General features: G+C 56.5%; 1 protein-coding gene. It reads right to left on the bottom strand.

The window, feature by feature from the left end; genetic code table 11:
- The coding region (locus tag G154_RS25775; protein WP_192817320.1) for a helix-turn-helix domain-containing protein at nt 1-165 on the bottom strand (165 nt) is incomplete at its 3' end.
- Between the last annotated feature and the right edge of the window lie 113 nt (nt 166-278).

Below are 278 nucleotides of genomic sequence, written 5' to 3'. Positions count from 1 at the left end.
ATGCGACCGATCCACGAGTCCTTCAAGACCATGCGCCTCATACCGGGCCAACCACGAGTGCAGCGTCTGCCGCGACACCCCCACCTTCGAGGCAACCTGCGAGATCGACAACCCATCGCTGATCACCGCCAACACAGCCTGATACCGCTGCTCAGCCACGCTCAACTCCCTCGTCTAGAGAGTGTCAAGGATCAACCGAAGCAACTGACAAGCATCAGCCGAAACAACGTCAACCATCAGCCGGAATAGAAAAGTCACCCATCAACCGAGGTAATACA

It is taken from the genome of Mycobacterium sp. VKM Ac-1816D, assembly GCF_000416385.1.
Classification (GTDB): domain Bacteria; phylum Actinomycetota; class Actinomycetes; order Mycobacteriales; family Mycobacteriaceae; genus Mycobacterium; species Mycobacterium neoaurum_A.
The sequence above is the reverse complement of the archived record's forward strand: the minus strand, read 5'-3'. Positions and strand labels throughout refer to the sequence as shown.